Source organism: Flavobacterium sp. IMCC34518 (assembly GCF_027111095.2).
Classification (GTDB): Bacteria; Bacteroidota; Bacteroidia; order Flavobacteriales; family Flavobacteriaceae; genus Flavobacterium; species Flavobacterium praedii.
On sequence record NZ_CP114284.2, the window covers coordinates 2,864,702 to 2,888,053 of the forward strand.

At 33.1% G+C, this 23,352-nt stretch carries 17 protein-coding genes; 14 read left to right on the forward strand and 3 right to left on the reverse strand.

Annotated elements, in window-relative coordinates:
* Positions 1-2 precede the first annotated feature (2 nt).
* Together OZP06_RS12360 and OZP06_RS12365 are read left to right on the forward strand one after the other, a co-directional pair.
* Complete coding sequence (locus OZP06_RS12360; protein WP_269222113.1) at positions 3-1,490, forward strand: oligosaccharide flippase family protein; 1,488 nt, start codon at positions 3-5, stop codon at positions 1,488-1,490.
* Between the two features lie 73 nt (positions 1,491-1,563).
* Positions 1,564-2,238: a transferase gene (locus OZP06_RS12365; protein ID WP_269222114.1), complete on the forward strand. Its 675-nt coding sequence runs from the start codon at positions 1,564-1,566 to the stop codon at positions 2,236-2,238.
* A 260-nt stretch (positions 2,239-2,498) separates the two neighbouring features.
* Here OZP06_RS12365 and OZP06_RS12370 read toward each other — a convergent pair whose 3' ends face one another.
* Complete coding sequence (locus OZP06_RS12370; RefSeq protein WP_281323776.1) at positions 2,499-3,401, reverse strand: glycosyltransferase; 903 nt, start codon at positions 3,399-3,401, stop codon at positions 2,499-2,501.
* A gap of 46 nt (positions 3,402-3,447) precedes the next feature.
* Between OZP06_RS12370 and OZP06_RS12375 the strand changes: the two genes are divergently transcribed.
* Genes OZP06_RS12375 through OZP06_RS12385 form a run of 3 tightly spaced genes read left to right on the forward strand, consistent with a single transcriptional unit; the run spans position 3,448 to position 6,048 of the window.
* On the forward strand, positions 3,448-4,551 hold the full coding sequence (locus OZP06_RS12375; RefSeq protein WP_269222117.1) for a glycosyltransferase: 1,104 nt from the start codon (positions 3,448-3,450) through the stop codon (positions 4,549-4,551).
* Between the two features lies 1 nt (position 4,552).
* Positions 4,553-4,957, forward strand: a complete 405-nt coding sequence (locus OZP06_RS12380) for an FdtA/QdtA family cupin domain-containing protein (protein WP_269222118.1) — start codon at positions 4,553-4,555, stop codon at positions 4,955-4,957.
* Complete coding sequence (locus OZP06_RS12385; RefSeq protein WP_281323777.1) at positions 4,954-6,048, forward strand: glycosyltransferase family 4 protein; 1,095 nt, start codon at positions 4,954-4,956, stop codon at positions 6,046-6,048. Before OZP06_RS12380 ends, OZP06_RS12385 begins: the two co-directional genes overlap by 4 nt.
* Here the strand turns inward: OZP06_RS12385 and OZP06_RS12390 are convergent, their stop codons facing one another.
* Together OZP06_RS12390 and OZP06_RS12395 are read right to left on the reverse strand one after the other, a co-directional pair.
* On the reverse strand, positions 6,049-6,936 hold the full coding sequence (locus OZP06_RS12390; RefSeq protein WP_269222121.1) for a glycosyltransferase: 888 nt from the start codon (positions 6,934-6,936) through the stop codon (positions 6,049-6,051).
* On the reverse strand, positions 6,936-7,619 hold the full coding sequence (locus OZP06_RS12395; protein WP_269222122.1) for an ATP-binding cassette domain-containing protein: 684 nt from the start codon (positions 7,617-7,619) through the stop codon (positions 6,936-6,938). Before OZP06_RS12395 ends, OZP06_RS12390 begins: the two co-directional genes overlap by 1 nt.
* Positions 7,620-7,834: 215 nt before the next feature.
* Between OZP06_RS12395 and OZP06_RS12400 the strand changes: the two genes are divergently transcribed.
* The 9 genes from OZP06_RS12400 to gyrB all read left to right on the forward strand — a co-directional run bounded on the left by OZP06_RS12400 (position 7,835) and on the right by gyrB (position 23,344).
* Positions 7,835-10,849 (forward strand): tetratricopeptide repeat protein, encoded by a 3,015-nt coding sequence (locus tag OZP06_RS12400; protein ID WP_281323778.1) that lies wholly within the window; start codon positions 7,835-7,837, stop codon positions 10,847-10,849.
* Between the two features lie 8 nt (positions 10,850-10,857).
* Entirely contained in the window at positions 10,858-11,721 is an 864-nt protein-coding gene (locus OZP06_RS12405) for a PhzF family phenazine biosynthesis protein (protein WP_269222123.1), read from the forward strand.
* Positions 11,722-11,788: 67 nt separating this feature from the next.
* Positions 11,789-13,612 (forward strand): TonB-dependent receptor, encoded by a 1,824-nt coding sequence (locus tag OZP06_RS12410; protein ID WP_269222124.1) that lies wholly within the window; start codon positions 11,789-11,791, stop codon positions 13,610-13,612.
* A 174-nt stretch (positions 13,613-13,786) separates the two neighbouring features.
* On the forward strand, positions 13,787-14,236 hold the full coding sequence (locus OZP06_RS12415; RefSeq protein WP_269222125.1) for a hypothetical protein: 450 nt from the start codon (positions 13,787-13,789) through the stop codon (positions 14,234-14,236).
* 87 nt (positions 14,237-14,323) lie between these two features.
* On the forward strand, positions 14,324-15,949 hold the full coding sequence (locus tag OZP06_RS12420) for an amidohydrolase (RefSeq protein ID WP_269222126.1): 1,626 nt from the start codon (positions 14,324-14,326) through the stop codon (positions 15,947-15,949).
* A gap of 254 nt (positions 15,950-16,203) precedes the next feature.
* Entirely contained in the window at positions 16,204-16,473 is a 270-nt protein-coding gene (locus tag OZP06_RS12425; RefSeq protein ID WP_264565168.1) for a hypothetical protein, read from the forward strand.
* 3 nt (positions 16,474-16,476) lie between these two features.
* Positions 16,477-17,895 (forward strand): amidase, encoded by a 1,419-nt coding sequence (locus OZP06_RS12430; RefSeq protein WP_269222127.1) that lies wholly within the window; start codon positions 16,477-16,479, stop codon positions 17,893-17,895.
* The gene (gatB/aspS, locus tag OZP06_RS12435) at positions 17,895-21,227 is read left to right on the forward strand and encodes a bifunctional amidotransferase subunit GatB/aspartate--tRNA ligase AspS (protein ID WP_269222128.1); all 3,333 of its coding nucleotides are present in this window, start codon (positions 17,895-17,897) and stop codon (positions 21,225-21,227) included. The genes OZP06_RS12430 and gatB/aspS overlap by 1 nt, the downstream gene beginning before the upstream one ends.
* A gap of 173 nt (positions 21,228-21,400) precedes the next feature.
* Positions 21,401-23,344 carry a DNA topoisomerase (ATP-hydrolyzing) subunit B gene (gyrB, locus tag OZP06_RS12440; RefSeq protein ID WP_281240333.1) on the forward strand — a complete coding sequence of 648 codons (1,944 nt, stop codon included), beginning with the start codon at positions 21,401-21,403 and terminating at the stop codon, positions 23,342-23,344.
* The last annotated feature ends 8 nt before the right edge of the window (positions 23,345-23,352 follow it).

Here is a 23,352-nt window from a genome sequence, read left to right on the forward strand (position 1 = left end):
TTTTGACGGAAAGTAAATCTTCATACCTGCAAATTGTAAAAGCAACCTCTATTTTTGGTGGAATGCAATTTTTAAATATTATTATTTCAATTGTTAGGACAAAACTGATTGCGATATTTATTGGTCCGGCAGGAATGGGAATTATTTCGTTGTTGAATTCGGCATTGAATATGGTCAGCGGTGTTACTGGTTTAGGAATTGAAACCAGCGCCATAAAACATATTTCAGAACAGTATAATTCAGCCGATATAAACAGTGTTTCGCCAATAATTGCAATAGTTAAAAAAATTGCATTTGTAACTGGGATTATAGGAGCCTTGGCGGTTGCATTGTTTTCAAGCTGTTTGAGTGAGCTTACTTTTGGGAATTCAAATTATACCTATTTGTTTATTTATTTGTCAATAACTTTGTTGTTTAAGCAGTTGTCTGTTGGACAAATGGTGGTCTTTCAAGGATTGCGCAAGTTAAAAATATTAGCGAAAGCTAATTTTTATGGAAATTTGATAGGATTGTTGTTCTCCATCCCGTTGTTTTACTTTTATAGAATTGACGCTATTGTGCCAACGATTGTGGTAACTTCTGTTTCTTCTTTGTTGGTGTCTTTTTATTATTCGAGAAAGATTAAAATTGAGAAAACAGCTATTTCTAATGCTCAATTATTCGTTGAGGGAAAAAGCATTATCAAACTCGGAATAATGCTGACATTAAGCGGATTATTGACTTTATTGGCATCATACCTCATTCAGATTTATATTGGAAAGAGTGGAGGATTGAAAGAAGTCGGTTTTTATAATGCGGGTTTTACATTACTGAATTCGTATGTCGGAATTGTTTTTACAGTTATGAGTACCGATTATTTTCCAAAATTATCTTCAATTTGTAACGATAACAAAAAAATCAGAGTTAGCGTAATGGAACAATCTTACATGTCCATCTTTATCATAACTCCAATAATAATTCTATTTTTGACTTTTGTTCCGCTTATCATAAAAATTTTATACACTTCAAAGTTTGTTTCGATTATACCGATGGTGTGTTTTGGAATACTGGCGATGTTGTTTCGGGCTGTTTCATGGTCAATGGGTTATATATTAATCGCCAAAGGTGATTCGAATGTATTTATTAAAACCGCTGTTGGATTTAATTTTTTGTCTGTTATTTTAAATATGCTTGGGTATTATTTTTATGGATTAGAAGGATTGGGGTTTAGTTTTTTGATTTACTACTTGATACACTTAATTGCCATAAAAATAATTACAAAGATGAGGTATGATTTCTATTTTGATGCTGAATTTTATTGTGCTTATTTGATTTGCATCATCATGTGTGTTGCCACTTTTTTTATGCGATTTATTCCAAATCCAATTTTAAAATATAGCTTGATGGCAGTAATGATATTACTGTCTTTAGGATTTGTTTTATATCATTTGAATAAAAAAATAGGTTTTAAATTTTTATTTAATTCGATAACTAAGAGAAAAAATGATTGATTTTGCTAAAAATAAATATCGAAAACTGCGAACGATTTATCATAAAATCAAGTTTTATTTTAAAGTAAATTGGATGAAAACGCTTTATTTCAATTGGAAAAAATTCCCTTTTTCAATTGCAAAAAAGCTTCCAGTTTTTTTCTATGGGAGAGTAAAATTCAGTTCAATAAAAGGAGAAATTATAATCCAAGGAAATGTGAAACGTGGAATGATAGGTTTTGGTCAGCCTTATGAAATGAATACCTTGCATAAAGGAATTGCCGAAGTTTTTATTGAGGGGAAAATGATTTTTAAGGGTCATGTGCAATTTGGGAAAGATTATTTTGTTTACGTAGGAGAAAAAGCTTCTTGTGAACTTGGGCATATGTCGTCTTTAGGTTCCAATGGTAAATTGATTTGTATCGAAAAAATAGTCTTAGGGGATTATTGCCGTATTGGTTCCGAGTCACAAATAATGGACACCAATTTCCATCAAATGATAGATGCACTTACAGGCGAAAGATTCCCGATTACAGCTCCAATTAGTTTAGGGAATTACAATTATTTCGGGAATCGAGTTTCTATAATGTCAAAAACCCAAACACCAGATTATTGTACAATTGCTTCTAATAGTTTGTGCAATTCAGATTATTCTAAAGGGGGAACCAATATTCTAATTGGAGGAATTCCTGCAAAATTAATTAGAAAAAATATTTCAAGAGATTGGGAAGGGGAAAGAAGTGCTTTGGATGAAATATTGATTGTTTAGGTAGCTTTTTTTGTTGTCAGAATATTTTTTTTAATAAATAATCTATATTTAGTTTCTATGATTTATTTGATGAATAATTTTTTATAGTTTTAATTTTTTTATCTGTTGTTTTTAATTATTTCAATATGCAAACAAGAATTATTATCAAAAGTATTGTCATAGTCTTTTTATTATTTATCTCTTTTCTGAAATTAATTTTAAAAAAATCAGACAAAAACAGATAAAGAATAATCTCTTAAGTTTGTTTTGAAAATAACAAACTAATAAATAACAAACTTCCTCTTCATCAACAAAATCCGCAATCCGATAAGCTTTAGAAACAAGCCAAAATCATTGATTCGTAAGGTGTGAATAATTTCGTGATGAACTCTTTTTTGAATAGCCAAATCTTCAGTTCTGGTTTGGTTTAGTGCTATTGCTTTTTTTAGGATTAAGTAAGTAGAATGATTTATTTTTCTGGCTCGGTTATCCCTTTTTTTAAAGAAATCACTTCCAAGTGAATTAGCAACTATTCGTTTTTGAACAAGATCTTCGTCGATAAAATCAAATTCATAAACACGAGAAGCCCGTATCCAAAAATCCAAATCTTCATATGCAAGTGTTTCATCATAACCTTGTAAACGATCGAATACGGTTTTCTTAATCATTGCCGATACCGAACAAATACTATTACCACCAGAAAGAACCGATTGATAAATGTCTCCCGTAATTCGGTTTTCTATTGCTTTTTTTTGATTGTTTACAGGGAAATAATAAGAGTCAAAGGTTCCCTTTTCCGAAATTAATTCAACATTACCGTAAACAACTCCAAGGTTTGTGTATTGACTATTTTTGAAAGCATTAATTTGCAACGCCACACAATTAGGCAATAGCACATCATCAGCAGCCAAGTCAATTACATATTCTCCTTTGGCTAGTTTTAGCGCTTTGTTGAATGATTTTGTATTTCCTAAATTGGTTTCATTGGCGATAAACTGAATTTCAGGAATTTTTTCAAGCCAAGTTGTAATAATTGTTTTTGAGTTATCGCTACTGCAATCATCAACAATAATAAGTTCAATAGAAGGATACAATTGGTTAATGACAGAATTCAAAGTCTCAACTACGTAAGATTCGTGGTTGTAGCACAAACAAATAATAGTAACGAGTGGATTGTTCTGCATTATTTTTTAAAATAGTTATATTTGAAACGAAAATAACAAAACGAAAATGATATTGCGGCACAAAAAACATAAAATTGCATTAATCGGTTATCGATTAAGTGGTGGCGGCAGTGATAAAGTGATGGCGAATTTGTCTGTTTTCTTTGCTAAAAACAATATTGATGTTCATGTTATCATTGTTTTGGATGAAGTTTCGTATCCGTATTCTGGGAAATTGGTCAATTTGGGTTTGTTGAAGAATAAAAGTAATGGCTTTTTCAATAAGATGAAACGATTGGATTCCTTGAGAAAGTATCTTAAAGAAAATGATTTTGATTTTATAATTGATTTTCGATTTCGAACCAAAGTCATTCAGGAATTGGTTTTGGCTAGATTTATTTATAATGCTAAAACAATTTTTACAGTTCACAGTTTTTTGATTGACCATTATATGCCTAATAATTCATGGTTAACACGATTAATGTACAATCATTGTTTTGCCAATGTGACACTAACCAATAAAATGCATGATTTGATTGTCAAGAAGCATCAATTAAATAACGTAAGTACCATTCCGAATCCAGTTAATACAAACGAAATTTATGAAAAGTATGATGAACCAATTGCTGTAGATTTTGACTTTATAATTGCAATTGGACAATATGAAAATAATATAAAACAGTTTGACAAATTGATCTTGAGTTATGCCAATTCTGTTTTAAAGAACAAACAAATTCATCTTGTAATAGTGGGCGAAGGAGATAGTGAAGGATTGAAAAAAGTAGCAAAAGAATCTAATGTGGTTGATTTTGTTCACTTTTTAGGGTACCAAAATAATCCTTTCAACTATTTAAAAAACGCTCGATTTTTAGTTTTGAGTAGTAAAAATGAGGGCTTGCCAAATGTTATATTGGAATCATTGGCCTGCGGTACTCCAGTTGTTTCGTTTGATTGTCCTTGTGGACCAGGTGAAATGATTATTAATTATAAAAATGGAATTCTCGTAGAAGACCAAAATACAGAAAAACTAACCGAAGCAATGAATGTATTGGTGGAGAATGAAATAGTATATCAACATTGTAAACAAAATGCAAAAGAAAGTGTAACTCCCTTTTTGTTGGATACAATAGGAAAACAATGGTTGGATTTAATGCAAATCAAGACAATTTAGTATGGAAACGATAAATGAGATTCAAGTATTAAAAATACCGGTTGTTGAAGATGTAAGAGGGAATTTAGGAATCATTCAAAGTGATTTTTTGCCCTTTGAATTCAAGCGGGTTTATTATCTTTTTGATGTGCCAAGTACTGCTTTTAGAGGAGGACATGCTCATATCAATCAACAGGAAGTACTAATCGCTTTGAGTGGTAGTTTTGAAGTAACCGTAAATGACGGAATTGAAGAGAAGCGTTATTTGTTGAATAAACCGAATGTTGGCCTATTGATTCCTACGGGCATTTGGCGTGAATTGGAGAATTTCTCTTCGGGTGCTGTGTGTTTGGTTTTGGCTTCGGATGATTTTTTGGAAGAGGATTATATAAGAGACTTTGATGAATTCTTGATTTCCAAAAAATGAAGTTGCTGTATATAGTTCCTAAATTAAATAATGAAGGTGGGGTCGCCAGAGTTTTGTCTTTAAAACTAAATTACCTTATCGAGAATTTTGGGTATGAAGTTCATGTTCTTACCCAAAATCATGGGAACTTTCCATTATTCTATTCTTTCAACGAAAATATTGTTTTTCATGATATGATGCTGGAGGGAACGATTTTTAATTTCTTTAATTCTTATCGGAACTCTTTAAAATCGAAAATTCAAACCATTCAACCCGATGTCATTATTGTTTCTGATAATGGTTTAAAAGCCTTTACAATTCCATTTTTTCTATTTGCTAAAATCCCAATTGTTTTGGAATGTCACGGCTCAAAATACATTGAAGAAAGACCATTAAAGTCGAATTTAATTTCAAGATTTAAAAGTTCGCTCAAGTATAAATTCAAAGATTTTAGTGCTAATAAATTTTCGAAATTAGTAGCGTTGTCCAATGAAGGTTTGCTGGAATGGAATGTGAATAATAGTTTGGTTATTTCTAATCCATCGTGGATACAAAACGGAGAGTTATCAGATTTAAAGTCTAAAAAAGTAATTGCAGTTGCCCGGAATTCTTATGAGAAAGGACTCGATCGATTACTAATTATTTGGAAAAAAGTGATAGATAAACATTTCGATTGGATTTTGGATATTTATGGAGGTTCGGTGACGGATTTAAAGCAAACAATTTTAGAACAAGGATTGGAATTTAATGTGAATTTAATCGAACCTGTAAAAAATATTTCAGAAGAATACTTGTCTTCGGCACTATTTGTTATGACTTCACGTTCCGAGGGATTTCCAATGGTTTTGCTTGAAGCAATGGCTTCAGGATTGCCTTGCCTTGCTTATGACTGCCCAATTGGTCCAAGAGCAATTATAAATGAAGGAGAAAATGGTTTTTTGATTGAAGATGGAAATGTTGATTCATTCGTTAAGAAACTGGAACTGCTTATTGATGATGAAAATTGGAGAATAAAAATGGGTAAAAATGCGAAAGAGAGTGTAAGAAAATATGATTTAGAGATTATAATGAAACAATGGAAAATGCTTTTTGAAAGTTTGGTAAAGCAATAATTACTTGGACTGCATACTGCAATAGTACCCCAATTTATATAGATCAAATAGAAAAAGAGACGGATTTTTAGAAAGTAAATTAACAATTATCTTTGATTCTGTTTTCTTGAAAATGAAAGTTGTTATCGTAACTAATTTTAACTTTTTTAAAATAATATAAGCCGAATTGATCTTGCTGTCAATAGTAGAAAATTTATCTGAATTGACAATGTAAACTAGATTTTCAATAGCTGTTCTTGTTTTCTCTAAAAAAAGAATAGAAGTTTCTAAATTCAAATGAAAAGTTGGATTGTCAATATGAGCAATTTTAATATTCTTGGTTTCTAATTCGGATAAAAAACAAAGATCTTCATAACCATATTTTGTAATAGTTGCTTCAAAAGGATTTTGTTCTATAATTTCTTTTTTGATCAATAAATTAGAAGTTAATGCCCTGAAATTGGAATTTTTATTTCTAAATTCAACAGAAAGTGATTCTCTTTTCTTACCGTAAACCCAACGTAAAAGTTCTTCTTTGCTGGGTTTTTCATTCACATATTGAATTCCGCCAAAAACAACTGATGTATTTGGAATGACTGCACAATATTTTTGAATAAAATTATTTTGGGTTGGAAAAGTATCGCAATCCATGATGAGCAACCAGTCGAATTTCGATTTTTTGACTAATGAATTGATGTTCTCTCCTCTTCCTAGGTTGGAATTATTTATAAAAAAAGAACAATCATTTATGAATTCTATTTTTTGATTATCTATATTCCAATTTGAATTCGATGCATCATCCTGACACAAAATTTCGAACTCAATTCCACAATCTAAACATTGCTTATGTAATTCTAATACAAGCGGATATACATTGTAATTGTACGTAGGAATAAGAATCGATAGCATTACACCGTTCTTTGTACCACTTCAAAAATGGTAGCATCTTCACATTTTAAGGTTTTATTTGGGAACTTCATCAGCAAGGCATAATCGTGAGTTGCCATAATAACCGTTTTACCATTTGCATTGATTTTTCTTAAAACCTCAAGCACTTCAATACTTGTCTGAGGGTCAAGATTTCCCGTTGGTTCGTCTGCAAGAATAAATTCTGGATCGTTCAATAAAGCTCTTGCTATAGCAACTCTTTGTTGTTCTCCTCCAGAAAGTTGGTGTGGCATTTTATTGGCAAAATCTTTCATGTTTACTTTAGAAAGTACTTCTTCAATTTTGGCATCCATTTCTTCTTTATCAACCCAACCCGTTGCTTTCAAAACAAAAAGCATATTGTCTTTTACGGTACGATCCGGTAATAATTTAAAATCTTGGAAAACAATTCCAATTTTTCTTCTCAAAAAAGGAATGTCATCCTCTTTTAAAGTAGCCAAATCAAATTCTACAATTTTGCCTTCTCCTTCTGTCAATGGTAAATCAGCATATAAAGTTTTTAACAAACTACTTTTTCCAGAACCTGTTTTTCCTATGATGTAAATGAATTCGCCATGGTTGACTTCTAAATTAACATCAGATAAAATAATTTTTCCTTCTTGGTATATGTTTACGTTTTTTAAAGACAGAACTGATTGTGACATAATAGAAATTGTTTATTGGGTAAAAGTAAAAAGATAAAATCCAAATTCAAAAGTAAAATGCAAAAATTAAATTTCAAATTCTAATTCAGTCTATCCTGTTCTTTGAATAGTACTTGTTGATCAGAAGTTAGTTTAAAAATAAATCATAATAAATGCAACGAGCCTTTCGTTATAGAGTCAGATTAAATATATTTGAACATAAAATAAAAACAACAATGTGTAAACTTTCTGGGCTTTTTTTATTCCTTTTTACTGTTCAATTTACGTCCCTTTATTCTCAACAATCTTCGATTAACACTTATTCTTTAAAAGATTTTGATAAAGCGCTTTCTTTATACGAAGACAAGCAATATTCATCGGCACAAACTCTTTTTATGCAAGTTGAAAAAACAGCTACAACTGATGGTTTACTCTCGGATTGTGCCTATTATATTGCCAATTGTGCCATTCGTACCGAACAGGAAAATGCCGAAGAACTTATCAATGCTTTTGTAGAAAATTATCCTGCCAGTCGGAAACAAAATCAGGCTTTCATTGACGTAGCTTACTATTATTTTGATCATGGGGATTATAAATCAGCATTGGAATGGTTTGATAAAGTTGATGAAAGCGTATTAGTAGAAAGCAATCGGGATAAATTTAATTTTCAAAAGGGCTACACTTATTTTAATGCTAAAAAACTTCAAGAAGCAAAAAGATATTTTAGTAAAGTATCTAAGTCAGCAGAATACGGAACCCAAAGCAAGTATTACATGGGTTTTATGGCTTATGAATCTGACGATTATACCGAAGCAAACAAGCAATTTGATCAAGTTTCCGGTAATCAAAAATATGCAGAGAAATTATCCTATTTCAAATCAGATATGAGTTTTAAATCTGGGGATTTTCAAAAAGCCATTGATTTAGGAATAAAAGCAATGCCGAATTCAACCCTTGAGGAAAAATCAGAATTGAATAAAATTATTGGTGAAAGCTACTTTAATTTAAAACAATACGACAAAGCTATTCCTTATTTAGTTGAATATAAAGGGAAAAAAGGAAAATGGAACAATACCGATTTTTATCAATTGGGATATGCCTATTATATTCAAAAAGACTTCGAAAATGCCATTTCACAATTCAATAAAATTATTGAGGGGAACGACTTTATATCCCAAAATGCCTATTATCATTTGGGTGAAAGTTATTTGGAATCGGGTAAAAAACAACAGGCTTTGAATGCTTTTAAGAACGCTTCCGAAATGAATTTTAACTTAAAATTGCAAGAAGACGCCAGTTTTAATTATGCTAAATTGAGCTACGAAATTGGGAATTCCTATCAAAGTGTACCTGAAGTGTTGTTGGGTTTCATCGCTAAATATCCAACGAATCCAAATAACGATGTTATCGAAAAATTGTTGATTGATTCTTATATTTCATCCAAAAATTATAAAGAAGCTTTGGTTTTATTAGAAAAAAACAAAACCCCAGAAAATAGAATTGTTTATCAAAAAGTGGTTTTTTATAGAGGCTTAGAATTGTATAATGAGGGAAATTATAACGAGTCATTGTCATTGTTTGAAAAAGCCGTAAAAGAATCAAAAGAAGCTACTATTACTACCCGAGCTACTTTTTGGAAAGCAGAATCCCAATATAATTTAGATGATTTTAAAGAAGCTTTGTTGAGTTATCAGCAGTTTTTAGATTTGGCAAAAGCCAAAGAAACGGTTGAATTTAAAAACATCAATTATAATATTGCTTACGCCAATTTCAAGTTGAAAGAATACGATTCTGCTGGAAATTCTTTTCAAAATCAGATTGATAATAATAAAATAGATAAATTTCGACTGAATGATTCTTACTTGCGTTTGGCTGATTGCCGATTTGTAACAACCAAATATCAATCTGCTTTAGATGCCTATATAAAGGTAATAGAATCCAAAAGTGTAGACGCTGATTATGCTTATTTCCAAAAAGCGCTTTGTTATGGATTTCTTTCCAAGAACAGCAAAAAAATTGAAGAACTCAATGCGTTTTTGACATTGTATCCAAAATCAGATTACCAAGACGATGTTTTGTTTGAATTAGGAAATACGTATGTAGCCGAAAACAAACAAGATTTGGCTATAAAAGCCTATGATAAATTAGTAATTGGCTTCAAAAACAGTTCATATACTTCAAGGGCTATTTTGCGTCAAGGATTGGTTTATTATAATTCAGATCGTGATGATTTGGCAATAACTAAGTTTAAAAAAGTAGCTTCTGATTTCCCTAAAACTCCCGAAGCATATGAAGCAGTATCAACTGCTCGACTAATTTATGTTGACAATGGAAAAGTAGATGAATATGCTACTTGGGTACGCACATTGGATTTTGTAGCCGTTACCGATTTGGACTTAGACAATGATACTTTTGAAGCTGCCGAAAAACAATTAGAATTAAATAATACCAAGCAGGCTATTTCAGGATACAGTAATTATGTTACTAAATTTTCAAACGGTGTTCATATTCTTAAGGCTAATTTTCAGTTGGCACAATTGTACTACGGAGAAGGCTCAGAAAGTAAATCGGTTCCGAATTATGAATATGTTATTGCTCAACCTCGATGTGAATATACAGAACAATCCTTGGTTCGATTGACTCAGATATTTTTGAAAGATAAAAATTGTGACAAAGCAATTCCAAATTTAGTTCGATTAGAAAATGAAGCTGATTTTGCCCAAAATAAAACATTTGCACAAGCCAATTTAATGAAATGTTATTATGAAACAAAGGATTATTCCAATTCGGTGGTGTATGCCGATAAAGTTTTGGCCAATCCCAAAGCAGAGGAGAATGTAAAAAGCGATGCTCAAATTATCGTTGCCCGTTCTGCCATGCAATCGGGTGATGAAGCCAAAGCCAAAGTTGCCTACGCAAAATTATTAACAGTAAGCAAAGGAGAATTGGCAGCGGAAGCATTATATTATGACGCTTACTTTAAAAACAAAGACGGAAAATTTGAGATTTCGAATGCCGCAATACAGAAATTAGCCAAAAACTATTCGAGTTATCGTTATTTTGGTGCCAAAGGTTTGATTCTAATGGCGAAAAACTATTACGGATTGAAAGACAGTTATCAAGCGACTTATGTTTTAGAAAATGTAATCGAAAATTTCACGGATTATTCGGATGTGGTGGAAGAAGCTAAAACCGAATTGAATAGAATAAAACTAGAAGAGTCTAAAACAAATTCATCAATAACAAAATAGAAAATACAATGATAATACCTTTTTATATAGTTGATGTTTTTGCAGAGAAAAAATATGCTGGAAATCAATTGGCCGTTTTTAGGGATTCAGATGGTTTGAGTACGGAAGAGATGCAAAAAATAGCGCGCGAAATTAATTTTGCCGAAAGTACTTTTATAACTCAGATTCAACCTGAAAAGAATTGCGCAACTATAAGGATTTTTACTCCTGCTCAGGAAATGCAGTTTGCAGGTCACCCTATTATTGGGACTTCGTGGGTTTTGATGAATAAAATGAGTGAAAATCAAGTTCAGCATTTTACATTGTCAGTTCCAATTGGTGAAATTCCAATTCAGCAATCAGAAGATTTAGTTTGGTTGCAATCAGCTCAGCCTCGTTTTTTGGATATTTTTTCAAAATCCGATTTTTTATCTTTTAGTAATTTAAACCTTTCTGATTTTGATGATACATTTTCTATTCAAGAAGTAACTACTGGAAGTGCATTCGTAATTGTTCCTTTGAATAGTATAAAGGCTTTAGAAAGTTTACGTTTTGAATTGAGTGAAATGAATGAATGGTTACAGTGGCATTGTAAAACGAGCCATAGAGCTTTGTATTTTTATTGTTTTGAAAAAGGAAATCTTTACAGTAGAATGTTTTGCATAGAGCACAATCAATTGATTGAAGATGCAGCCACTGGGAGTGCAAGTACTTGTTTGCAAGCCTATCTTTTGAAATACCATTCACCTGAAATTAAAATGGTTAATCATCAAGGAGACTTTATTAATAGACCTTCTAGGATTTATTTTGAAGGAAAATTGTCCGAGGGTAATTTTGATATAAAGATTGGTGGAAAAACGCAATTTATTGCAAAAGGAGAATGGGAAGTGTAGAGGAGAGGGCAGAGAATAGAGGTTAGAAATTAGAAATTAGAAGTCAGAAAATAGAGAAAAAACAAAGATGATAATCATAAACATAAAAGCATTCGTAAATAAGCAATTTTCGACTTCGGCTCCCTCCCCTTCGGGGAGGGTTGGGGTGGGGATTATAGTGGGGGTTTTTCTTTTGCTATTTTCTCAATTTTCATTTGCCCAAGACAAAAAAGATAATATTGGAACCGAGGTGGTAAATGTGGTGAAGCCGTATACTCCAACAATTTCTGATGCTTTCAAAGTAAAAGAAGCTCCAATAATTACAACAGATGAAAATACCAAAAAAGAGATTGTGAAATACTCTATTTTGCCTTTTCCAGTGGCATCCACTTTTTCTCCTTCCAAAGGAAATGCGCAAGGGGTTGAAAAGACAAAACAAGATCGTTTATTCAAAAATTATGCAACTCTTGGTGTTGGAAATTACGGTGCTTTGAACGCTGAATTGAATATTACCGAAGACCTTAATAATAATGAATATGTAGGTGGGATGTTTCGACATAATTCTTCTCAAGGCGGAATAAAAGGAGTTAATCTTGCCGATTCATTTTATGATACCAAAATCGATTTGATTTATGGGTCTAATGAGCAACAAATGAATTGGAATGTAAAGTTGGGTTATCAAAATCAAATTTACAATTGGTATGGTTTACCTGCTGGTTTTGGAAATTCATTAACGCTTCCAGCGAGTATGGCATTAGTAAATGGTATTAATCCACAACAATCGTATAATACGATTACGGCTGGGGGAAATCTTGCGTTTGAAGAAGGAATTGTAAAAGAGGCTAATCTTGAGCTTACTCATTTTACAGATGCTTTTAGTTCTAGTGAGAATCGTTTTTTGCTAACACCAACATTTAAATTTGACGTGATGGACGAAGCTATAAAAACCAAATTAATAGTTGATTACCTTTATGGCAGTTTTAAGAAAAATTATCTAGAAACCAATACTGTCGATGTTAAATATGGATTTACAAACTTGGGAATAGTACCCAGTTTTGTAATGAAACGTGACGATTGGACCATTGATATTGGAGCAGGCTTGGTGTATAGTATGGGGAAAGAAAATAACACCAATAAATTTTATATCTATCCATCGGTAACCGCTTCTTATAAAGTAGTGGGTGATTTGATGATATTTTATGCAAGTGCAATTGGGAATTTACAACAAAATACTTATCAAACTTTTGTGGATGGAAATACATTCGTGTCGCCAACATTATATATTAAACCAACAAATGAATTGTATGATGTTCACGCAGGATTAAAAGGGAAATTGGCGAGCACTGTGAGTTATGATGTAAAAGCGTCTTATATATATGACGAAAATAAAGCATTGTTCAAGAGTAATGACTACAATGAAAAAAATACGAATGCCAATTATGCTTTCGGGAATTCATTTCAGGTGATTTATGATGACATGAAAATTATGCGTCTTTATGGAGAAATAAAAGCGGATTTAATGAAAGGAGTAACTGTGGAGGCCGATGCAACGATTAGCAGTTATACCAATAAAACACAATCAGAAGCCTGGAATTTACCAGAGCTTCAATTGAATTCTAAAGTTGATTTTGCCGTTACCTACAAATGGTTTGCTGGGATCAATTTGTTTTATGTGGGGGAACGCAAAGACCAACAGTTGAATACCGATATTGTTTATGTTACTGCTCCAGGACCAATCACTCTAGACGGTTATTTCGATTTGAATGCCAATATTCGTTACAAATACAGCGAAAGATTTACCACCTTTTTAAAAGCCAATAACATTATGAATAATGGCTATGAAAAATGGTTGAATTATCCTGTTCAAGGTTTTCAAGTGATGTTGGGAGGAAATTATAAATTTGATTTCTAGATTTGATTAACCGCAAAGTTCGCAAAGAATTACGCAAAGGGCGCTATGTTTTTTTGTCTTTTTTTGAGGCTAAGCATACATGGAAACGGTATTTATGGATTTTTTTATTAAATTTTAAATTAGCTTTGCGAACCGTGCGTAAATCTTTGCGAACTTTGCGGTTAAACCCTTCCCATGACTTTCAAACAAAAAATATACCAACAATACCATCAATTAGTTCAAGATAGAATCGATGTTTTCAAAGACATGATTGTAGCTTTGACCGAGGATTCAAAGAATGATGCCAAAGGTTCGGCAGGGGATAAGCATGAGACCGCGTTGTCGATGATGCATATTGAACAAGAAAAACTCAATACAAAACTCAAAGAAGTATTGACACAAAAAGCAGTCTTGGATAAAATAGACGCTTCCATAGTTGCCGAAACTATTGTTTTAGGAAGTTTGGTCAAAGCCAATGGGATTTATTTGTACCTGAGTCTTGCACTTCCAAAAATTAATGTTGAGGGTATTAATGTTATTGCTTTGTCGCCTCAATCTCCTTTGGGAAATAAATTGATGGGAAATCAAGTGGACTTTACTTTTGAAATTAATACTACTACATATATAATAGAAGAAATTTTGTAGTCTAATCTTTAAAATAATTCATTCTAAAATTTACAGTTTATTGGAGCTCTTTTTTTTATATTAGCTTCAATAATTAAACTGTTTATTATGAAGAAATTTTCTTTTCTGTTTTCTTTGGTTTTATTGGTTTCCTGTAATCAAAAAAATAAAATTACTGTAGACACTATTATCACTGATGCTACTATTTATACCGTAAACAATGATTTTGGCAAAGCTTCGGCTATGGCAATTCAATCGGGTAAAATTGTTGCTATTGGTTCCAATGATGAAATCGCAAAAGGCTATGATTCCAAAAATACTATTGATGCAAAAGGGAAATTTATCTACCCTGGTTTGTATGATGCACATTGTCATTTTTATAGTTATGGATTAAGTTTGCAAGAGGTTGATTTGCGCGGAACGAAAAGCATGGCAGAAGTTATCGATCGAATAAAGAAATTTCAGAATGAAAAAAATCCTGATTTTATTGTTGGTAACGGATGGGATCAAAACGATTGGCAAGTGGCCAAATTTCCAACCAAAGAAGATTTAGATGCAGCTTTTCCAACTATTCCTGTGGTTTTAAATCGCATCGATGGTCATGCTATTGTTGTAAATAGTGTGGCTTTGAAATTGGCAGGAATTACAAAAAAGACAAAAGCCGTTGGTGGCGAAATTGTTTTGAAAAATGGAGAACCTACTGGTGTTTTAGTTGATAATCCAATGGAATTGGTTTTTAAAATAATACCGAAGCCTAATCGTAAAAAACAAATTGCTGCATTATTAGATGCGGAAAAAGTGATGTTTCAATACGGGTTGACAACAGTGAATGATGCAGGTTTGGATCCAGACATTATTAATTTAATGGATAGTCTGCAAAAAGTAAAAGTTTTGAAAATTAATATTTATGCCATGATTACGGCTAATCAGAAGAATATTGATTTGTATCTAAAAAAAGGAATTTACAAAACAGATAATTTAAATGTGTGTTCTTTTAAAATGTATGGAGATGGTGCATTGGGTTCTCGCGGTGCTTGTTTGCACAAACCGTATTCGGATAGTCCAAAGAAATATGGAGCGATGCTTTCTTCAGTGGAAGAATTAAAAAAGACTGCCAAGCAAATTGCCAATTCTCCTTTTCAATTGAATTCTCATGCAATTGGCGATTCTGCCAATACTGTTTTATTGAAAATATACAAAGAAGTGTTGACTGGTAAAAAAGACCGAAGATGGAAAATAGAACATGCGCAAGTAATACAGGAAGCCGATTTCGATTATTTTAAAACTGGTATTATTCCTTCGGTACAACCAACACATGCTACGTCTGATATGTATTGGGCGGGAGGACGATTAGGGAGTGATCGATTGAAAAATGCGTATGCTTATAAAAAATTACTTCAAAAGGCCGGCATCGTTGCATTAGGTACCGACTTTCCTATTGAGGAGGTTAATCCAATGCTCACTTTTCATGCCGCTGTGGTGAGAAAGGACAGCAAGAATTATCCAACGGTAGGTTTTCAGATGGAAAATGCTTTGACTAGAGAAGAAACACTTAGAGGAATGACCATTTGGGCAGCTTTTTCCAATTTTGAAGAAAAAGAAAAAGGAAGTCTTGAGGTGGGTAAATGGGCTGATTTTGTTCTGTTTGATCAGGATTTGATGAAAATTGATGAAAAGCAAATGGTAAAATTAAAACCGAGTCAGGTGTTTTTGAAAGGAGTAAAAGTGAAATAATTTTTAAGGGTATAAAATTTTAGCATTATAGGTTGAGAATAATTACACTCAACGGCTTATTTGTTATATTTTTTTATCATTCCATCGGTTCATTTCACAATAGTGCTACAAAATACATTTAATTCTAACATAATGTTAAATAGTAAGGTTCTTTAACTGAAAACTATCGAAATCATTGAAAAAAATGGGATTCCCAAATAAAACTTTTGTAAATTCGCCACCTTAAAAGTTTGATTTTAAAACGAAATAAAATTATGAGCAAAACGATGACAGTCGACATATTGTCGAGTATTAAAGGAGCACAGCCTTCCGAGAGCGTGAACAAATTATTTGATGTAATTAAAAATGCACTTCCTTCAAATAACAATACTGCAAATAATGTCAATCGTAATTGTGTGTCTGTAAATAATTTAAGAGAAGATGTTGTGATAGAGAGTTCGGCTATTGAGAAACAAATAATTTTAGAAAACTTCCCGAACAAGAAAAATGGTTTTTTAGTAGTTGCTAAAGTTATAGAAGGATAAAAAATGGATTCTCAGATAAAAAAAATACACCAACAATTGGTGTCAAAACAAATAACTTGTACGGCTTTGGTACAAGAAAAATTAGACTTACTTAAACAAAATACCTATAATTCAGTAAATTCTTTGTTAGATACTTTGGCTTTAGATTTAGCTGCTAAAGTAGATGCTAAAATTGCAAATGGAGAAACAATAGGTTTGTTAGAAGGAATTCCTTTTGGTATAAAAGATGTGTATATGTTGCAAGGAACATACGCTACTGCAAGTTCTGATTTGTTAAAAAAATATAAATCACCTTACACTGCCACTGCAATTCAAAAATTATTGGATGCTGGCGCTATTCCATTAGTAAAAGAAAACTGTGATAGTTTTGGTCACGGTTCTTCTAGCGAAAACACGATTTTTGGTGCTGTAAAAAACGCAATTGATCCAACATTGGTTGCAGGAGGTTCAAGCGGAGGATCTGCTGTAAACGTAGCAAAAGAATATACTGCGTTTTCAATTGGTGGCGATACCGGAGGTTCGATTCGTCAGCCTGCTGGGTATAATCATATTTACGGTTTCAAACCAACTTACGGACGAATCTCGAGATTTGGACTTATGGCTTATGCGTCCTCAACAGATTGTGTTGGTCCATTGGCTAAATCAATTGAGGATATCCGAATTGTGTTAAACGTAATGAGCGGGAAAGATCTAAAAGATCAAACTTCCATCACTTCAACAGAAATTAGTGAAGATGCAATAAAATCCCTTTCAGAGTTTAAAACTCTGAAAGGTTTGGGTAAAATTGGGTATTTTAAAAACTTTATTGAAAATGATGCGATTGATATTCAAATAAAAGCCGATTTCTTAGCTACTATCGAAAAACTGAAAGCCAAAGGAATTGCGGTAAAAGAATTGGATTTCTTTAAATCGGATATTTTAGTTTCAACTTATTATACGTTGGCAATGGCTGAAACCGCTTCCAATTTATCTCGTTTAGACGGAACGAATTATGGAAACCGTATCGAAGCAGAGAATTTAATTGAAACCTACGCTGTTACTCGTTCTGAAAACTTTTCAGAAGAAACAAAACGCAGAATTGTTGGAGGAAACCAAGTGCTGTCTCAAGGTTTTTCGGATGAAATATATTTAAAAGGATTGGCTTTAAGAGACCAAATTTCTGAAAACTTCAGTAAAGATTTTCAAGAAGTTGATATTATCTTATCGCCAGTTACACCAAGTACTCCGCCTAAAATTGGAGACAGTTTGAAAGATCCTTTGGCGATGTATTTATCGGATGCTTATACTGTTGGTTTTAGTTTGGGACAATTGCCAACTTTGACCGTGCCACAAGGAACAAGCACCGGATTGCAAATTACTGCAGCAAAAAATAATGATGAATTAGTGTTGAAGTTTGCTAACTTCTTAAAAGATACAATATAATGGAATTGGAGCAATTAACTGCGGCTATAAAAGCCCACGATTTAGAATTGGTAGTTGGACTTGAAACTCACGTTCGATTGAATACCAAAACCAAGTTGTTTTGTTCTTGTCCAAATCAAGAAATAGAAACACCTAACGAAAATATATGTTCCGTTTGTACGGGACAAATGGGCGTTTTACCAGCTTTAAACAAAGAAGCGATTACAAAAGCAATTTATTTTGGAAAAGCCGTTGGTTCGTCATTTAGTAATGAAGTGATATCTTGGGATAGAAAACATTACGAATATCCAGATAATCCAAAGAATATTCAAATAACGCAATTTCACAATCCAATAATTCCTGACGGACAAGTTTCTTGTTATAGAAATGACGGTTCTCAATTTACCGTGAATTTAACTCAGGTTCATATTGAAGAAGATGCCGCAAAATTGATGCACGAAAAGAAAATTTCGTTAGTTGATTTTAACAAAGCGGGTGTTCCGTTGATTGAAATTGTTACAGAACCTTGTATTCGTAATATTGAAGATGCTTCGACCTATGCTCAGTACATTCAGCGTATTGTACAAAACTTAGGAATCTCTGAAGCGAATTTAGAAAAAGGAGAGTTTAAATCGGATGTTTCGGTGTCTTTACGTAAAAAACACAGTTACGAATTAAATCCAAGAACGGAAATCAAAAACTTGAACTCGTTTAAGTTTATGGTGGAAGCATTGAAAGAAGAAGTAGAAAAACAGTTCAATTATTATATAGAACACAAAGAATTTAGACCGGATCAAACTACGGTTTTGTGGGATGCTGATTTAAAGCAAACCAAAGTAATGCGTAAAAAAGAATTTGAAGCCGATTACCGTTTTATTTCGGAACCGGATTTGCCTTTTGTAAATATTAAAAGTGAAATTGAAGCTATTAAAGTCGATACTAGCGCTTTGCCTTATGCTGTTGAGTCTATTTTAATTAATGGAGGCGTTTTACCGCAAGACGCTAAGTTTTTTACGGCAGATAAGTTGCGTTCGCAAATATTTGTAGAAATAAATAATGAAATTAAAGATCCTTCGTTTGTTGCTAAAACTTTGGCGAACAATATTAAGGCAGAAGATTACTCGGAAATCCATAGTATTGCCCATTTAACGGATATTTTTAAATTATTTAAAGCTGAAAAAATTACGGCAGTTTTAGTTCAAAATGCGATTACAGGTTATTTGAAAGATCGAACTTTTGACTACAACAAGTACTTTGAAGAAAATACCATTTCGGAAGATAAAGTACAAGAAGTTATTGCTAAAGTAATTTCAGAAAATGAGGCTGTTGCCAATGATATTAAAGCTGGAGACCAAGGAAAAGCGGGTATTTTAGTTGGTAAAGTTTTAGGAATTATTGGAAAAGGAGCGAATGGTAAAGTAATTCGTCAGATTATTTTAGATAAATTGGGTGCTGCCGCTATTTTAGAGAAGAAAGAAGCCTCCGAAAAAGTTTCCAAAGAAATTATTGCAGAAAATAAAGAAAGTCAAGAAGAATCGCTTCCTGAAATTCCTATTATTATAAAGGATACGTATAGAACACATAAAATTTCACAATTATCCGAAGAAAACATCCAGCAAGAAGTGATTTTGTCTGGTTGGGTTGCCAGTGTTCGTGACCACGGAGAATTGATGTTTATTGATTTGCGTGATTCCAGTTATGAAATTTTTCAAGTGCGAATCAGCAGGGAATCATTCCCTAATATAGATGAGTTGGTGAAATTAAAACCGGAATCGGTAATTTCAGTGACAGGTAAAGTAGTAGGTCGTAATGAAGATGATTATAATGCAGGATTGCGTACTGGTAAAATAGAATTGGAAACTTCAGTATTAGAGATTTTAAACTTATCGAAGACGTTACCTTTTGAAATCAAGAGAGCGGCAAAAACAAACGAAGCAATTCGTTTTCAATACAAGTTCTTAGATCATAGAAATGAAGAAGTGCGACGAGCAATCGTAAACCGTCATAAAGTAATTAAATTATTGCGTGACATTTTGGATGAAGAAGAATTTTTAGAAATTGAAACCCCAATTTTAAGTGCAGGAACCGATGAAGGTGCACGAGAATTTATTGTTCCTACACGTAAACAAGCTGGTTTCTTTTATACTTTGCCGCAAGCGCCGCAACAGTTCAAACAAATGTTGATGGTGAGTGGGTATGAAAAGTATTTCCAAATTGCGCGTTGTTTTAGAGATGAAGATTCTCGTGGAGATCGTCAACCGGAATTTACACAATTGGATATGGAAATGGCCTATGCGAGTATGCAACAGATTATAGATTTAAACACAAAAATGTTTAATGAAGTAGTGAAGAAAATATATGGCAATAAGTGGATTTTACGTCCTTTTGAAGTAATTACATACAAAGACGCGATGGATTTCTACGGTTGTGATAGACCCGATTTACGTTACGGCTTAAAGATGCAAGACATTACCCATATTGTAAAAGATACCACTTTTCAAGTATTTAGTAAGCCTATTGAAGACGGTGGAATTGTAAAATGTATTAAAGTCTCGGCCAAAGAGCAAGGAAACAAGCGTATGTCTAAAGGGCAGATCGAAAACCTAACCGCTATTGCTCAACAGCACGGCTTAGGCGGATTGGCTTATATTATTGTGAATGAGGATGAATTGCAATCGCCAATTATTAAGTTTTTAGGTGAAGATATTGCGGCTGGAATTATAAAAGCAACTGACGCACAAGTTGGGGATATTGTTTTCTTTTCAGCAGCAGATTACGCCACTGCCAACAAAGCTTTGGATGCTGTTCGTCAAGAAATGGGTAAAATATTGCACTTAATTAATCCGAAGGAATTATGTCCAGCTTGGGTAATTGATTTTCCAATGTTTGAAAGAACAGATGAGGGTAGATGGACTTTTACGCACAATCCATTCTCGATGCCTGCGATTTATGATTTGCAAAAGCACATGAAAGGGGATGATGACGAAATTGGAACCATTATAGCGCAACAATACGATATAATCTTAAACGGTTACGAAATTGGAGGAGGATCAGTTCGTGCGCATAAATCGGAAATTCTGGAAGCGACATATAGAAATATGGGCTACAACAAAGAAGAGATGATGAAAAGTGTAGGAACGATGCATAAAGCTTTTCAATACGGCGCACCGCCACACGGAGGAATTGCTTGGGGAATTGACCGTTTAATGATGATTTTAGAGAAAAAAGCATCCATTAGAGAAGTGATGGCTTTCCCGAAAACTGGAACTAGCGAAGATTTATTATTTGGTGCGCCCTCACTTTTATCTGATAAAAAGGTAGAAGAAATGAATGTTCGAATAATTAGAAATTAATTTTAATAAATAATGATAAAAACGTCTTCTATTTTGAAGGCGTTTTTTTGTTGGATATAAACCATAAATGTTAATAACTTAAGAGCTTAAAACGAGAATTAAGAGGTTAAATAGGTAACAATTTTCTATATTTGCGTGTTAGACGAAAACCACATTTTTTTAGATTAAAATATATGAGCGAAGAAATCAAGAAGGACAATTATTCAGCAGACAGTATTCAGGCTTTAGAAGGAATGGAGCATGTGAGAATGCGTCCATCGATGTACATTGGAGATGTTGGTGTAAGAGGGTTACATCATTTAGTTTATGAAGTAGTAGATAACTCAATCGATGAGGCAATGGGAGGCCATTGTGATACGATAAGGGTAGATATTAATGAAGATGGTTCTATTACTGTAGAAGATAATGGACGTGGTATTCCAGTAGGAATTCATAAAAAAGAAGGTGTTTCCGCATTAGAAGTTGTAATGACTAAAATTGGTGCTGGAGGTAAATTCGATAAAGATTCATATAAAGTTTCTGGAGGACTTCACGGTGTGGGGGTTTCGGTGGTAAATGCTTTGTCAAATCATTTAAGAGCAACTGTTCATAGTAGTGATGGTAAAGTATATGAACAGGAATATGAAAAAGGAAAAGCGCTTTATCCAGTAAAACAAATTGGCGAAACAACCAAAAGAGGTACAATAGTAACTTTCTACCCAGATCCTTCGATTTTTACTCAGACAATAGAGTATTCTTATGATACTTTGTCATCTCGTATGCGTGAGTTGTCTTATTTGAATAAAGGGATTACAATTACTTTCACTGATAAAAGAGAAGTGGATAAAGATGGAAATTTCGTTTCTGAAATATTCCATTCTTCTGAAGGATTAAAAGAATATATTCGTTACCTTGATGGAAATCGTGAGCCAATTATAGCGCACGTAATCTCGATGGATAATGAAAAAGGAGAAATTCCAGTTGAGGTAGCTTTGATATATAATACAAGTTACTCGGAGAATATTTTTTCTTATGTAAATAATATTAATACTCACGAAGGAGGAACACATCTACAAGGTTTTAGGACGGGTCTAACAAGATCGTTGAAGAAATATGCAGATGCTTCTGGAATGTTGGATAAATTGAAGTTTGATATCTCTGGAGATGATTTCCGTGAAGGACTAACAGCAATTATTTCTGTAAAAGTAGCTGAACCTCAATTTGAGGGGCAAACCAAAACTAAGCTTGGAAACCGTGAGGTAGTATCTCCAGTGAGTCAAGCGGTAAGTGAAATGATCGAGAACTATTTGGAAGAAAATCCAAATGATGCTCGCATTATTGTTCAAAAAGTAATTCTTGCAGCACAAGCACGTCATGCCGCTAAAAAAGCACGCGAAATGGTGCAACGCAAAACCGTTATGGGTGGCGGAGGATTGCCTGGAAAATTATCCGATTGTTCGGAACAAGATCCTGCAAAATGTGAAGTATATCTTGTCGAGGGAGATTCCGCAGGGGGTACGGCAAAACAAGGTCGTGATCGTGCATTTCAAGCCATTTTGCCTTTGAGGGGTAAGATTCTAAATGTTGAAAAAGCAATGCATCATAAAGTGTTTGAAAACGAAGAAATTCGAAATATTTTTACAGCACTTGGAGTAACTGTTGGAACTGATGAAGACAGTAAGGCATTGAATATTTCAAAATTACGATACCATAAAGTAATTATTATGTGTGATGCCGATGTCGATGGTAGTCATATCTCTACTTTAATATTGACTTTCTTTTTCCGTTTTATGAAAGAGTTAATAGAAGAAGGACATGTTTATATTGCGGCGCCTCCTTTGTATTTAGTTAAAAAAGGAAATAAAAAAGAATATGCTTGGAATGATGTTCAGCGTGATCAAGCAAATGATAGAATGGGTGGTAGTGCTGGTATACAGCGTTATAAAGGTCTTGGAGAGATGAACGCAGAGCAATTGTGGGAAACTACAATGGACCCGTCATTCAGAACATTACGTCAAGTGAATATTGATAGTTTAGCAGAGGCAGATAGAGTTTTCTCTATGTTAATGGGCGATGAGGTACCGCCAAGAAGAGATTTTATCGAGAAAAATGCAGTTTACGCAAATATCGATGCGTAATTTATTAA

What these genes read in the sequence shown, in the direction of transcription:
- OZP06_RS12380 (WP_269222118.1), top strand. Translation starts at nt 4,553, where the DNA reads ATGGAAACGATAAATGAGATTCAAGTATTAAAAATACCGGTTGTTGAA.
- OZP06_RS12400 (WP_281323778.1), top strand. Translation starts at nt 7,835, where the DNA reads ATGTGTAAACTTTCTGGGCTTTTTTTATTCCTTTTTACTGTTCAATTT.
- gyrB (WP_281240333.1), top strand. Translation starts at nt 21,401, where the DNA reads ATGAGCGAAGAAATCAAGAAGGACAATTATTCAGCAGACAGTATTCAG.
- OZP06_RS12420 (WP_269222126.1), top strand. Translation starts at nt 14,324, where the DNA reads ATGAAGAAATTTTCTTTTCTGTTTTCTTTGGTTTTATTGGTTTCCTGT.
- OZP06_RS12370 (WP_281323776.1), bottom strand. Translation starts at nt 3,401, where the DNA reads ATGCAGAACAATCCACTCGTTACTATTATTTGTTTGTGCTACAACCAC.
- OZP06_RS12430 (WP_269222127.1), top strand. Translation starts at nt 16,477, where the DNA reads ATGGATTCTCAGATAAAAAAAATACACCAACAATTGGTGTCAAAACAA.
- OZP06_RS12415 (WP_269222125.1), top strand. Translation starts at nt 13,787, where the DNA reads ATGACTTTCAAACAAAAAATATACCAACAATACCATCAATTAGTTCAA.
- OZP06_RS12410 (WP_269222124.1), top strand. Translation starts at nt 11,789, where the DNA reads ATGATAATCATAAACATAAAAGCATTCGTAAATAAGCAATTTTCGACT.
- OZP06_RS12395 (WP_269222122.1), bottom strand. Translation starts at nt 7,619, where the DNA reads ATGTCACAATCAGTTCTGTCTTTAAAAAACGTAAACATATACCAAGAA.
- OZP06_RS12390 (WP_269222121.1), bottom strand. Translation starts at nt 6,936, where the DNA reads ATGCTATCGATTCTTATTCCTACGTACAATTACAATGTATATCCGCTT.
- OZP06_RS12425 (WP_264565168.1), top strand. Translation starts at nt 16,204, where the DNA reads ATGAGCAAAACGATGACAGTCGACATATTGTCGAGTATTAAAGGAGCA.
- OZP06_RS12375 (WP_269222117.1), top strand. Translation starts at nt 3,448, where the DNA reads ATGATATTGCGGCACAAAAAACATAAAATTGCATTAATCGGTTATCGA.
- OZP06_RS12385 (WP_281323777.1), top strand. Translation starts at nt 4,954, where the DNA reads ATGAAGTTGCTGTATATAGTTCCTAAATTAAATAATGAAGGTGGGGTC.
- OZP06_RS12405 (WP_269222123.1), top strand. Translation starts at nt 10,858, where the DNA reads ATGATAATACCTTTTTATATAGTTGATGTTTTTGCAGAGAAAAAATAT.
- gatB/aspS (WP_269222128.1), top strand. Translation starts at nt 17,895, where the DNA reads ATGGAATTGGAGCAATTAACTGCGGCTATAAAAGCCCACGATTTAGAA.
- OZP06_RS12365 (WP_269222114.1), top strand. Translation starts at nt 1,564, where the DNA reads ATGAAAACGCTTTATTTCAATTGGAAAAAATTCCCTTTTTCAATTGCA.